The organism is Cupriavidus sp. 10L43_2 (genome assembly GCF_056395265.1).
Genome location: NZ_JBFTJE010000002.1, coordinates 374,031 through 386,450, shown reverse-complemented (window position 1 = coordinate 386,450; position 12,420 = coordinate 374,031). Strand labels below are relative to the sequence as shown.

Annotated in this window: 16 protein-coding genes and 1 pseudogene; 3 read left to right on the top strand and 14 right to left on the bottom strand. The window is 61.0% G+C overall.

The window, feature by feature from the left end; all coding sequences use genetic code 11:
• The 6 genes from AC1DEL_RS04045 to AC1DEL_RS04020 form a co-directional block, all read right to left on the bottom strand.
• Nucleotides 1-390, bottom strand: coding sequence for a putative holin (locus AC1DEL_RS04045; RefSeq protein ID WP_477110191.1), 390 nt, complete (start codon nt 388-390; stop codon nt 1-3).
• Between the two features lie 14 nt (nt 391-404).
• Nucleotides 405-608: a tail protein X gene (locus AC1DEL_RS04040; RefSeq protein ID WP_477125257.1), complete on the bottom strand. Its 204-nt coding sequence runs from the start codon at nt 606-608 to the stop codon at nt 405-407.
• Nucleotides 608-1,075, bottom strand: coding sequence for a head completion/stabilization protein (locus AC1DEL_RS04035; RefSeq protein ID WP_477125256.1), 468 nt, complete (start codon nt 1,073-1,075; stop codon nt 608-610). The genes AC1DEL_RS04040 and AC1DEL_RS04035 overlap by 1 nt, the downstream gene beginning before the upstream one ends.
• A 111-nt stretch (nt 1,076-1,186) precedes the next feature.
• Nucleotides 1,187-1,909, bottom strand: a complete 723-nt coding sequence (locus tag AC1DEL_RS04030; protein ID WP_477125255.1) for a phage terminase small subunit — start codon at nt 1,907-1,909, stop codon at nt 1,187-1,189.
• Complete coding sequence (locus AC1DEL_RS04025) at nt 1,906-2,931, bottom strand: phage major capsid protein, P2 family (RefSeq protein WP_477110188.1); 1,026 nt, start codon at nt 2,929-2,931, stop codon at nt 1,906-1,908. The genes AC1DEL_RS04030 and AC1DEL_RS04025 overlap by 4 nt, the downstream gene beginning before the upstream one ends.
• Before the next feature lie 50 nt (nt 2,932-2,981).
• Nucleotides 2,982-3,821: a GPO family capsid scaffolding protein gene (locus AC1DEL_RS04020; RefSeq protein WP_477110187.1), complete on the bottom strand. Its 840-nt coding sequence runs from the start codon at nt 3,819-3,821 to the stop codon at nt 2,982-2,984.
• Nucleotides 3,822-3,961: 140 nt separating this feature from the next.
• Here AC1DEL_RS04020 and AC1DEL_RS04015 point away from each other — a divergent pair, with 140 nt between their 5' ends.
• Entirely contained in the window at nt 3,962-5,743 is a 1,782-nt protein-coding gene (locus tag AC1DEL_RS04015; protein ID WP_477125254.1) for a terminase ATPase subunit family protein, read from the top strand.
• Complete coding sequence (locus tag AC1DEL_RS04010; protein ID WP_477125253.1) at nt 5,740-6,798, top strand: phage portal protein; 1,059 nt, start codon at nt 5,740-5,742, stop codon at nt 6,796-6,798. Before AC1DEL_RS04015 ends, AC1DEL_RS04010 begins: the two co-directional genes overlap by 4 nt.
• On the opposite strand, the gene AC1DEL_RS04005 is transcribed toward AC1DEL_RS04010, so the two are convergent.
• The 6 genes from AC1DEL_RS04005 to AC1DEL_RS03980 form a co-directional block, all read right to left on the bottom strand.
• Entirely contained in the window at nt 6,799-7,149 is a 351-nt protein-coding gene (locus AC1DEL_RS04005) for a hypothetical protein (RefSeq protein ID WP_477125252.1), read from the bottom strand.
• A gap of 81 nt (nt 7,150-7,230) precedes the next feature.
• Entirely contained in the window at nt 7,231-7,485 is a 255-nt protein-coding gene (locus tag AC1DEL_RS04000) for a hypothetical protein (protein ID WP_477125251.1), read from the bottom strand.
• 8 nt (nt 7,486-7,493) lie between these two features.
• Entirely contained in the window at nt 7,494-7,727 is a 234-nt protein-coding gene (locus AC1DEL_RS03995; protein WP_477125250.1) for a DUF2188 domain-containing protein, read from the bottom strand.
• A 361-nt stretch (nt 7,728-8,088) separates the two neighbouring features.
• Complete coding sequence (locus AC1DEL_RS03990; protein ID WP_477125309.1) at nt 8,089-8,616, bottom strand: ImmA/IrrE family metallo-endopeptidase; 528 nt, start codon at nt 8,614-8,616, stop codon at nt 8,089-8,091.
• Complete coding sequence (locus AC1DEL_RS03985; protein WP_477125249.1) at nt 8,616-8,933, bottom strand: hypothetical protein; 318 nt, start codon at nt 8,931-8,933, stop codon at nt 8,616-8,618. The genes AC1DEL_RS03990 and AC1DEL_RS03985 overlap by 1 nt, the downstream gene beginning before the upstream one ends.
• Before the next feature lie 1,060 nt (nt 8,934-9,993).
• The gene (locus AC1DEL_RS03980) at nt 9,994-10,209 is read right to left on the bottom strand and encodes a hypothetical protein (protein WP_477110182.1); all 216 of its coding nucleotides are present in this window, start codon (nt 10,207-10,209) and stop codon (nt 9,994-9,996) included.
• A 143-nt stretch (nt 10,210-10,352) separates the two neighbouring features.
• On the opposite strand from AC1DEL_RS03980, the gene AC1DEL_RS03975 reads away from it, so the two are divergent.
• A complete protein-coding gene (locus AC1DEL_RS03975) occupies nt 10,353-11,525 on the top strand; it encodes an acyltransferase family protein (RefSeq protein ID WP_477110181.1) in 1,173 nt (390 codons plus the stop codon).
• A gap of 3 nt (nt 11,526-11,528) precedes the next feature.
• On the opposite strand, the pseudogene AC1DEL_RS03970 reads toward AC1DEL_RS03975, so the two are convergent.
• Nucleotides 11,529-12,113, bottom strand: a pseudogene (locus AC1DEL_RS03970) (ATP-dependent DNA ligase).
• Nucleotides 12,114-12,162: 49 nt separating this feature from the next.
• Nucleotides 12,163-12,381, bottom strand: coding sequence for a DUF2188 domain-containing protein (locus AC1DEL_RS03965; protein WP_477125248.1), 219 nt, complete (start codon nt 12,379-12,381; stop codon nt 12,163-12,165).
• Nucleotides 12,382-12,420 lie beyond the last annotated feature (39 nt).

The following is a 12,420-nucleotide window of genomic DNA, read 5'->3' as shown; positions in this document are numbered from 1 at the left end:
TCACTTGCCACCCCCGTCACGGTTGCCGCGAATGATCGACAGCAGGCGGTCGCCGTTGTCAGCGAGCCGGATCAGGGCCAGCAGCAGCCTCACCAGGACGGCGGACGCGACGAGCGCGCCTACGCCGTGACTCACTTCCGTGCCGGCGGGCAATACTCGGCCCAGCAGGGACGCGGCGAGTGGCGCGGCGAGGCAGCCCATGACGATCGACAGGGCGAGAAAGGCCACCTTCTTGCCTGTAGACAGGTCGTCAGAATTGAGCGCGAAGACGGCGGCACCGGCAAAGGCGCCGAGTACCGTTGCAGCGTCCACGCCGGGGAGTAGCGAGATGGCTCCAACGCCAGTGACCGCGATGGCGGCGGTCGAGCTGGTGGAGATGGGTTCGGCCATGGTGGCTCCTTGGTTCAGTCCCACAGCTGGACGCGGCGCACGTCAGGCTGTTGCGGGAGATCCGGCAGGTCAACGACCGTGCCGTGGGGAAGGACCGGGCCGAGATTGGCCAGGCCCGGGTTGGCTTCGAGAACGGCTTCCGTGATGCCCGCCGTCCGGCCATAGATGCGGTGGCAGATTGCATCCACGGTGTCTCCCTGCATGGCAATAACGCGCATCAGATCAGGTCCACCGTGCTGCGTGGCCGGCCGGCGATGTCGCTGATCGCCCAGCGCGCATCCCGCCGCAGATCCTCGACAGCCTGCATCAGCGCCTCTGCCTTCCGATCCCCTGCAGCGGTGGCGTCGTAGTCGCGGTAGCGCTCGATGAGGCTGGCGCGCGCTTCGCAATACACAGCGCGCAGGTAGCGGTGCAGGTGAGCGGACTTGCCGTCGACCAGAGGGGCAGGTACTGCTCCCAACGTGGCGTAGCCGCCGGCCAGCTGGTCAGTGCGCCACGACGCGAGGTCATCGTTGACCGACAGCACGCCTTCGACCAGCGCGCCGCGCAGGCGCTCGGCGGTCACCGTGCCGTCCTGACGCATTGCGGCCATAGCCGCGTCGACATCGACGTCTGGGAAGAAGCCATCGTTGCCGATCAGGTTCTGGCCGGGTTGCACCGGGGCCGAAGCGAGGAAGGAAGACATGGGTACGTGGATGATCGGAGGAGGCGGTGGACGGGGTGACCGGGTGGGGCTGCCTTGCGGCTCGCCCTTGGGACACCCCGTGCCGCCTGATGCGCGGGGTCACGCCCGGTGTCAGCCCTTGCCGTCGCCCTTCTGGGCGTCGGCCGGGGCCACGTTCTTGATCTCGCGCTCAAGGCGCTCGATGTCCTTTTTCACGCCAACCTTCTCGTGCAGCGTCAGCGCGCGCTGCAGATGGGAGAGCGCGAGCCTCCTGCAGGACTGTTGCTCGTCTGCCGGCACGCTGCCGAGCAGCCCGAGGCTGGCGTAGCCGATGGCCTTGTGCAGCTTGGCGCGCACTTCGTCGGGCATGTCTTCGCCGTCCACGAGTTGCGCCACTTCCGTGAGGGATTCCACGTCCACCGGCTGGCCGGCCTCTGCGGCCTTGATGGCCATCGCAGCGTATTCCTCGGCGATCAGGCACGCGGTGGTGCGCTGATACTGGTCGGGCATCACCAGGCGGTGCCGGACCGCGTAGCGGGCAAGCGGGAGGGCGCCGGCAAACTCGCCGACGTCGATGTGCCAGACCATGATGGTCATGAACACTTCGTCCTGCACGCCGGTGTCCGCCGCCAGCACGCCTTCGACCCACGCAGCGTAGTCGGGCAGCATTCCACGCTTGGCGTCAGCCTTGCGTTCGATGGACTGGATCTGCTTGAGCGCTCGCTTGTGCTCGGCCAGTTGCGCCAGCATCAGCTCGTGGCCTGTGGCGTGCCGCAGCGGATTGGCGGCAGCCGAAGCCGCCGCGACGGTCGCCGCCGTCACGCGCAGATAGTGTTGTCGGGCCGGGCTGGTCATTGCTGCACCACCCGGATGTTCTCGGCCATGGCCGCGCAGCCGAGATCCTCGATGACGTAGGCGTCGTTGCTGGACTCGTAGTTCTCGATGCGGTCGCGCTTCGCGTTGTCCACGATGGTGCGCCGGCGCGAACCTTCCTGCCAGTAGATGGACAGGTTGTCGAGACGGGTCACCATCAGCGCGGTTGACGGGAAGTAGGGCACGCGCATGGCGGGCAGGTTGCCGATGCGCTTCTGGCTCATGATGATGTCGGCAGCCAGCCTCTGCGTCGGGTCGCGGTCCTTGTTGACGAGCGGGAAGTACTTGTCGGCCAGCAGTTCGCGGCCGCAGATCACCACCAGCTCCGGGTCTTCCGCGTACCAGGGAGCGACCAGGCTGTTGACCACGTCGAACACCAGGGCGTCGAGGGTCGCATAGTCGCGCGCGGCGTCGGTATCGGGACCACCGACCACGATGGTGCCCTCGGCTTTGCCACGGGCCATGACCCGCTCCGGGGCCTCCTCGCGGAGCTTCTGCAGCCAGCCCTTGTTCACGTCCTGCAGCAGGGGGTTGGCGGCGCGGTTCGACGTGGCGGCGCGCTGGATGCCGTTGAAGCCGGTCATGATGCGATCCAGCCCCTGACGCTTGATGATGGCGTCGCGGATACGGGTCTGGAAGTCGGCGAACTTGGCCCACGCATCCAGCATGCGGTAGGTGATGTGGGTGTCCGAGTTGGTCTGCTCGCAACGATAGCCACGATCATCGAGCGTGACGAGGTCCGTGGTCTGCCGATCAGCTCGCGTGGTGTCGGTGGTGCTCGCCACCGGACCGGAAACGCCCAGACCCACTTTGGCGCCTTCCTGTTCGGTCACGCCGTAGATGTTGACCCTGCCGAGGAAGTCGCTCGACTCCTGCACCTTGGTCTCCAGCTTCTGCTGGATGGTCGGCTGCACGCTGAACTTGCGGTCCACGCGCTCCACGCCGTTGATCTCGGCGATTTTCGCCTCATAGGCCGCGAACTTGCGGCGGGTGTCGTTGCGCATGTAGATGGCTCCGGGGTGTGGTTTGGGGGTGATGCTGGCCGTGTGCCGGATCAGCAGTCGGTTTCGAGCTGGGCGCTGCCGCTACCGCCTGTGGCGGCGGGGCGGCGGCTGAAGGTCTCGGTGTTCTCCAGCTCATCCTTGAGGGTGGAGAACGCCTGCTGGCCCTTGATCTGTGCTTCCTGCAGCTCGTCGACACGGTCTGCCATGGTCTCGACGGCCTTGATGACCTTGGTGAAGTTGTCGTTCATGCCTTTCACTTCGGCGGCGAGCGCCTGCACGGCTTCGCCGGTGTCGGCCTGGCCGGCTTCGCTCTTCTCCTGACGGCCGAACATGCGCTTGATCGACGCGGCGAGACCTGGTGTTGCCTGGATCTGGTCATCGGCCTTTGCCGTGGAGAAGTCGAGATCGACCTCCACGGCTTCGGTGAACAGGTTCTTGGGGTCCTGCTTGCGCTCGGCCAGCGGATTAACCTTGGCCTTCGCGCTGAACTGCAGCATCTCGCAACCCAGGCTTGCCGGGTTGTCCGTCACGGCCAGGGCGGTCAGGTACGCCTCGCCGGTATCGGCGAATGCCGGGTTCACTTCCATCGAGCAGAAGATCTTCTGGCGGGCCTTGGTGATCGTCACCAGATCAGGCGTAGGGTCGAGTTGCGCGAAGAGGCGCATCTTCCCGTCCTGCTCTTCGGCCTTGAGTGCCATCACGTCGCCGTATGCCTTGAACGGGCCGTTCGGGTCGTAGCCACGGATGTGTTCCAGATTGATGCGGGCGCTGTAGGTTTCCGGGTCGTAGTTCGCCGCCATCTGGACGATCATTTTGCGATCGATCTCGCGGCCATCGGAGGTTGCGCCTTCGGTCGCGACGCGGAAGAACTTCGGTTTGTTGACGGCCATGCTTTCCTCTCTGCTGAGCGTTCGGTGTTGTTGCCATCTTCGGCAAGCCGCCGCGCGCGGGCAACGTCATCGTGTTGTGCCGGCGGAGGACACAACAACAGCCACGTGGCATGTGCGCGCGCGACCGGTAGCGTGGCGGCATGACTACGCTCCCGCCGATCTCTTCCCACCAGCTGGACCCTGAAATGGAGCCGCGGCGCATTGCGCGTGCGCTGTACTGGCAGGGTTATCGCGTGGCGCGTATCGCGGAAATGCTCGGCGTGAAGCCTTCGACGATCCATAGCTGGAAGCGCCGTGAGAAGTGGGGCGAGGCGGATGTGGTGGAGCGTGTGGGATCGAGCATCGAGGCACGCATGGCGTTGCTGATCGCCAAGGAGCAGAAGGAGGGGAAGGATTACAAGGAAATCGATCTGCTGGGGCGGCAGATCGAACGGCTGGCGCGGGTTCGTCGCTATGAGGACAGCGGGAATGAGGCGGACCTGAATCCCAAGGTGGCGAATCGCAACAAGGGGATGCGGCGCAAGCCTGAGCGCAACTCGGTCAGCGTGGAGGAGCAGGGGCAACTGGTCGATGCGTTCATGGATTCGATGTTCTCGTATCAACGGGAGTGGTATGAAGCCGGGCTGGTCGAGCGTATCCGGAACATCCTCAAGAGTCGGCAGATCGGCGCCACCTGGTACTTCGCCCGCGAGGCGTTCATTGATGCGCTGACCACTGGCCGCAACCAGATCTTCCTGTCGGCCAGCAAGGCGCAGGCGCACGTCTTCAAGCAGTACATCATCCAGTTCGCAAAGGACGCGGCAGGGGTGGATCTGAAGGGCGATCCCATCGTGCTGCCGAACGGGGCAACGCTGTATTTCCTCGGCACGAATGCGCGCACCGCACAGAGCTATCACGGGAACCTGTACCTGGACGAGTACTTCTGGATCCAGCGCTTCCAGGAGCTGCGCAAGGTGGCCTCGGGCATGGCCATCCATGCGAATTGGCGGCAGACCTATTTCTCGACGCCATCGAGCCTTGCGCATGAGGCGTATCCGTTCTGGTCGGGGGCGCTATTCAATCGAGGGCGACGGAAGGAAGACCATATCCGCGTGGACGTGAGCCACGCGAACCTGCAGCGGGGCCGGCGGTGCGCGGATGGACAGTGGCGGCAGATTGTCACGGTCGAGGATGCGATTGCGGGCGGCTGCAGCCTGTTCGATTTCAACCAGCTACGGCTGGAATACAGCGATGCGGACTTCGAGAACCTGCTGATGTGCGGGTTCATCGATGACACGGCGTCCGTGTTCCCGCTGTCGATGCTCATGCGCGGCATGGTGGACAGCTGGGAGGTGTGGGAAGACTTCCGGCACTGGTCGCCGCGTCCGTTCGGGAATCGCGAGGTGTGGGTCGGATACGACCCGAACGGGGGTGGGGGCGACAGTGCTGCGCTGGTGGTGGTGGCGCCGCCGCTCGTGCCTGGCGGGAAGTTCCGCGTGCTGGAGAAGCACCAGTTCCGGGGGATCGATTATGAGGAGCAGGCGGCGGCGATCCGGCGCGTTTGCGACCGGTACAACGTCGCTTACGTCGGTATCGACCGGACGGGTATCGGTGATGCCGTGTACCAGCTCGTCAGCAAGTTCCGGCCTGATGCGGAAGGCTTTACCTACTCGGTCGACGTGAAAACCGGGCTGGTGCTGAAGGCGCACGACGTGATCAGCAAGGGCCGGCTGGAGTTCGATGCCGGGTGGACGGACTTCGCCGCGTCGTTCATGTCGATCCGGAAGACCACCACGGCAGCGGGCGGGCGGGTCACCTATCAGGCCGGCCGATCAGAAGAGACAAGCCACGCAGATCTCGCGTGGGCATGCATGCACGCCATCGCACATGAACCGTACGAAGGCGTGACCACAACCAATACCAGCATCATGGAGCTGTCATGAATCGAAGGAAGGGTCGTCGTAGTGGTCGGGATGTTGTTAAGCACGCTGGGCCCACACGCACACCCGCGCCCGTTGCTGCGGCGCCAGGTGTGGAGGCGTTCTCGTTCGGTGATCCGGTCGCCGTGCTCGACCGGCGCGAGCTGCTCGACTACGTGGAATGCCAGCGGGTAGGGGACTGGTTCGAGCCGCCCATCCCGTGGGACGGGCTGGCGCGGTCGTTTCGGGCCGCTGTGCATAACAGCTCGCCGATTTACGTGAAGCGGAACATCCTGGTGTCGACGTTCATCCCGCACAAGCTGCTGTCGCGGACGGCGTTCGCGCGGTGGGTGCAGGATTTTCTGGTGTTCGGGAACGGGTATCTGGAGCGGCGGGACAATCCGCTCGGGCGGCCACTGGCGTTGGAGCCGGCGCTGGCAAAGTACATGCGGCGCGGCACGGACCTGGCGCGGTATTTCTTCGTGCAGAACTGGCAGGACAAGCACGAGTTCAAGCCGGGGAGCATCTTTCACCTGATGGAGCCAGATATCAACCAGGAGGTGTATGGGCTGCCGGAATACCTGTCCGCGTTGAATGCTACCTGGCTCAATGAGTCAGCCACGCTGTTTCGTCGGCGGTATTACAAGAATGGTAGCCACGCCGGGTTCATCCTATACATGACGGATGCCGCGCAGAAACAGGAGGACGTGGATGCGTTGCGCGAAGCGCTGAAGAACAGCAAGGGGCCGGGGAATTTCCGCAATCTGTTTATGTATGCGCCGAACGGGAAGAAGGACGGGATCCAGTTGATTCCCGTGTCGGAGGTGGCGGCTAAGGATGAGTTCTGGAATGTGAAGAACGTGACACGGGATGATCAACTGGCGGCGCACCGGGTACCGCCGCAGTTGATGGGGATTATTCCGAGTAATACGGGGGGATTTGGGGATGCGGAGAAGGCGGCTTTGGTCTTCGCAAGAAACGAAGTAAAGCCGCTGCAGGATCGGCTTTTGGAAGTCAATGACTGGCTGGGGCAGGAGGTCGTGCGATTTGAACCCTATACCCTAGGCGAGGCGGGCTAGCTACACGGTGTAGTTGTAATACGTCGAAGTCTCATAGTCATAGAGGCTGACGCTAGTTCCGGTCACGGTACCCTCAAAGTGCGTTCGTGAATCATAGTCGTATCCCCTGAATCGATCGCCATTGAGCTGGAAGTCGATGTGCGCCCGATTGCCATAGTCGTACAGTTGGGTGAGTGACCCGGAGCAATAGCAGCGTCGATCATAGTCATACACGCTGACGCCGCCGCTATCGACGTTACCGGTGAGCGCAACGTAGCTTGATCGCGCGTAGTCATAAACGTGACTGGCCTGCGCATTCGAGATGGCGCGTGCAGCGATGTATGCGATGCAAGCTCTAGTACCAGTGTTCATGGTGTGTCTCCCCGGATCTTAAGTGAACAGGCATGTATCGGCGTGGGTAGTTGGCCTGCCGATACGGCAGGCCAACGTCTACTAGCTGAGTACCTTCGCAATCTGATGCAGAGCGATCCACATCATCAGGAAAGGCACCAGAATTTCGCCCCATGCAATGCTGCGCCCACCGCCTTGAAGCTGAATCTGAATTCCAGCGAGACATGCGAGGAATGCAGATGCAGCCGAGACGCCGGCGGCCACGAGAACAACGTGCTGGTCAATGTCGCGGAGAACCAACACCACGAGCATTGCAGCAAACGCGATGAAGCTGAAGTAGGGTCGAATTTTTGCCATTACCCACCTCAGTGCTTCTTGTCGCGCGGCGGGCACGGATCATTGCCATAGCTGTCGCTATCACGGATGACGCCCTTGCGATCGTGGATGACGAGTTCCGTATGGTCGCGCTGCGCTTGCTTCCTGCCGAGCGACATCGCCTCGTCTTTGGTGGACGTAACTCGACCGACGCGTGATGCGCCTTCGCGGCGAGTTGCCCATCCTTCCGGATGGGGTACTACATGAATGGGTTTTTTGGACATTTCGAATCAATCCTGTGTTCAAAGCAGTCAGCCGGTAGGCGGGTGCCTACCGGAGTACTTCTCGCTTGCCCTTAGTGGGGCAGGCTGCGCCAGTGCGAGCACACGAACTCAGGACGGCCACGCCGTACCCTCGTATAGGCGCACACACGGACGACTCTGGGACGTTCGTTCTGGATGAACATAACGGTACCCTCCGTAGTGATTTCGCCCCGAAGGTAAACTTTGGCCTTGATTGATCCGATATCCACACATAGAATACCGGTCGCACACAATCATATGCACAAAGAGAAAGCCGGAGGCTCTTGTTCGGCTCTCTTTTCCACAAGCGCCTTGCCGAGCTGCAACTCGCAAGAGCGCTTTTTTATTTCCCACTGGCGTAGAGCTTCAGCTGGTATTCGACTGCATCCATCGACACTCCACACTGTCGTGCGACCTCATATGCGCTCATGCCCATCACGAGATCGCGCGGAACAAGCAGTTCCCCCTGGAAACACTTGGCCTGCCATTCGGGATCCTCATACGACTTGAGGGTTCCCCCGAAATTGCGGTGCAGCGCTGACGACCGCGCGTGCATCAAATAGTGACCAGCCTCATGAGCGACAGTCCCCCGGTCACGACCTTCATCGTTGTAGGCTCGGTCGTAGATGTCCTCCCTGATCATGATCGAGACGTCATCACCATCGCGGATGGTCAGGCCGTGCGAGGAACCCAATTCTTCATAAGTCGCAACTTGGAATGTGTACTTCTTGTCCAGCGTGGGCAGGACAAGCTCCACGAACTCAAGCACCGGAAACCAGAGCTGGTTAGCTAACCCCAGCTTCCGACGCAGTTCGTTGGCGGTGTAACGGATCTCCGTCCTTTTCATCGGGGTGGCTCGGAAGTTGTGCATCACTTCTTATCCCCTCGTGGCTTGAGCAGCAGCATTGCCTGTTTCAGGTTTGCCAACTCCGTATCTGAGAGATCGCCGAACTGCCGCGCCAAGGCGACGGCCAGACTCCGGCGATCCTCACTCTGATTGGACAAGTCGATGGTGACGCTACGTGCCGACTCGTCGATGGCCTGGTTCATCGCCTTCTTCGCCGGCGTCGGCAGTTTGTAAGCCGTGGCGACCATCTCACCCCAGCCAGGCGGAATACTCTTCTTGCCGGTTTCGACTGCGGACAAAAAGGCTACGGAGACGTTGAGCCTCTCGGCCATGTCCTTCATGAGTTCTGTGTGTTGGTGCCGTAAGTCCCGGAGGAAACGGCCAAAGCTAGTAAGCATGCGGGGCCCCCTGATTGCTAAAGTGCATTCAACCACAAAAGGTTAAGTCAGTCAACCTTTCAAGGTTGATTCTATGTTCTCCCCTCTGCATCGACAAGGCTGATCCTGCGATGTGGCGCAATCGATACATCGGTGGTCTGGCTAAGCCTCGGCTCGCCCCTTGCGCGCGGTGGGGACCCCGCCTCACCCGGGCGCTTCCCGGCGTTGGTTTTGCGCACCCGTGCATAGCCCAGCCGGCCCTGCCCAGACCTCACGTGGCGGCCGGTCAGCGGGGTGCGGCCCTTTATGCGTCTTTATGCAGCTGGAAGAGCGGCGTTGGCAGGCTCATGCGGCTGCCGGTGGGGCCGAGAACACTTGCCTACGGATTGAAAGTCTTGCGGGGGTCGGGGAAAAGGTAACTTCGCTAACAGGCCGCCAACAATGAACCTAACTCTTTGATTTGTAAGGGCGTGGCAGGTTACCTAGCGAAGATAACTTGAGATAACCAAGAAGGTAACCATCGGCTAAGTCATTGATTTTATTGGGTGTGGTGCGCTGGGAGAGTTAAGCTGGGAGGAGGTAACAAGGTTATCTTGTAGTTATCTCAATGTTACCTTTTGGCTGGTCCCCGGCTTGCCCTGTCTGGCAACGCTTTGCAGGCGATTCCGGGTAGATGGTTAGCAAGGTTACCTCTTTCCCGACCCCCCAGAACCTTTAGCGCAGCCGCCGGATAGCACTGTACGTCCATACAGTATCCGTCCCAGATCCACGGCCGCTACTGCGAGGCGCACGCCAGACGGTCTCGCGGCCCAAACTTCCTTCAATCCCCCGAAATTCCCCCCGAATTCGGTGTTTAGCGTTGATTTTTCAACAATCGCGAGTCCCCTCCCTCGCACCATTTCCATACCTTTCTTGGGTTGTGGAAATGCTTAAAAATCAAATGGTTATGACTTCGCCGAGATGCTGGCTGCTGTCCGAAACCGTCCTATTCTTTCCGCAACTTCACCCACATTCATCCAGATCCTCACCGCTTGAGCCGCTCCGGCGGCACGGCGTCCGGACGATTGACCTTGAACCAGTCAGCCGATCGCTTTCCATCCCGATAGGGTGAGCCGAGGCGCTGCTTGCCGACCACTGCTTCGAATTCAAGTTGCGGGGCTGTCGAGTAGCGCAGAGTCCGCGCCAACGCCGACGAGTTTGCCGTCATCCAGACCACCCTCGGCTCCAAGTTCGACGCCATCCCCGCCCTCGGTGAATGCGCGGCGCGGCAGAGGAATACCGTGGAGGCGTGGCCGACATAACGGCCTCCACGACGAAGCGACGGACTTTGAAGTGAGCGGTATGCCAAATGTGTGATGTTCGTATCAATTGCGATACGTTATAATGCTTCCCCAAAAATGTGCGGCGCCGCACTTCTGCCGTTATCGCGCTGCTTTATTGGGGGGGCTTGGGGTGATTACAACTGTTCACGCGCTGCGAGGGCTCGCAGCGCTCGCCGTAGTGCTGTTACATACGAACTACCTTTTCTTCGGGGTCATTGCGTCCCAGTTTCAGGCGGTAAGTATTTTCTTCGTGATCAGCGGATTTATCGTTGCCTATATCACGGAGCATGGGACGGAGAACTTCCTCATCCGGCGGGTGTTTCGTGTACTTCCGATTTATTGGTTAGTCACGATTTTCGCTCTCGTGTGGTATCCGCTTGGTCAGTTTTCTTGGCTCGCGCTGGTGTTTACTGACCCGGCGCAGGCAATGCTCCAAGTGCAGGCGGCATTATTCAACCCGGATTTCTTTCCCTATGTGGTTAAGAATCTATTGATGATTCCGTACCCGGATCCAAGTAGTGGGGCTTACACGCTTTTTATCTATCCGGCGTGGACTCTCGCGATTGAGTGTTTTTTTTATTTGCTGTTCGGTGTTTTGGCATTGCTGGGGCGAACACCTGCAATCGTTGCCGTCAGCGTGTTCTTCGTGGGCTGCAATCTCTTTCGAATCCTCGGCGATGGGCACGGCGTCTTAGGCTTCTATGGGAAGCTTGAATCCCTGTATATCGTGTCGGGCTTCGTTGTGTATTGGCTCTGGAAGCGCTCGGGCAACGTGGCCAAGTTGCCGAGATTTCTATTCAAGATTTTGGCCCTCATTGTGGCGGCGCTTGTGTTCGCCACCAACGTGCCTCTCGCCTACTCCCAGACATCCGCGATCTGGAATAACTTCCTGCAATATACGTGGCACGTTTTGCCGCCGCTGGTTGTGCTAACGGCGCTTATGATGCATTCAGTTGGAATTCGCTGTAACTTCCGAGTGTTTGTGTTTTTGGGAGATATTTCCTACACGCTCTATCTGGTCCATACGATCGTGCTCACGACCTTTGATCGATACGCGTCGGTTTATCCCTTCCTCGAATTCCGGCACAACTTCAAAGGCATGGTCCTCGCCGTCGCGGCAAGCTGTTTCGTGGCATGGGTGCTGCACGTTGGTTTCGAGAAACCGATTATTCGCTTCGGAAAGAGGTTTGCCCGGGAGAAGAAGCTCGTCCCGAGCAATGTGGTTGCCGGATGAGAACTAGCGTTTGAATCGTTCCGGCGGTACAGCGCCGGGACGCTTCACCTTGAACCAGTCCGCCGAACGCTTTCCATCTTGGTAGGTCGAGCCGTGCCGCTTGCCGACCACACCCTCCAACTCGATCCGCAGCGCCGTGCCGTACAGCCACGCGCCGTCCTCGGTCCCGGTGACGTGCAGCACGCGGTCTTAGTGGGCGCGCAACAGCCGCGCCAACGTCGCCTTCCGCCTCTCCAGGGCCGTAGCGCGTAGATCCTTCCCCTTCGCGACCAGGACGTCGAACACGCAGTAGACGACCATGTCCGCACCCTCATACCAGCCCTTGCGGCGCGCCCGCGCGTGCAGGCGGTCGAAATCACTCCGCCCCATCTCGTCCAGCACGCAGACCTCGCCGTCTAGCACGGTGCCGGTCGGCATGTCGGCCAGGGCCGCCACCACCTCCGGGAACCAGCTGCTGGCGTCAATGCCGCCGCGACTTTTCAGGCGTCCGTCCGGCCCGCTACTGGCCAGCACGCGGTACCCATCGAACTTGATCTCGTAGAGCCATCCTGCCTCGCGCGGGACTGCTTTCCGCTCGGTCAGCAGCATGGGGCATAGGGTATCGAGCCCGGGGCCGCCGAAGCGCGCCGCATGGGCCTTAGCCCTTAACGTTGCGCGGGTCATGGCCGAAGGAGTTCCGCTCCCGTATCTGGCCGTCTCGGCCATGAATGAGCAACTCGATCTTGTCGCGCTGGGCGCGCTCGGTGCCAGCCTTGATCGCGTCTTCCTGGCTGAAGTACATCGTGCGGTCGCCGCCGTCCTCTGCCTCTACCGCCCATTCGTTGCCCGCCGGCACCACGTGGATGTTCGCTGCCATGCCTCACGCCGGCTACCCAGCCAACGGGGGTCGTCCCCT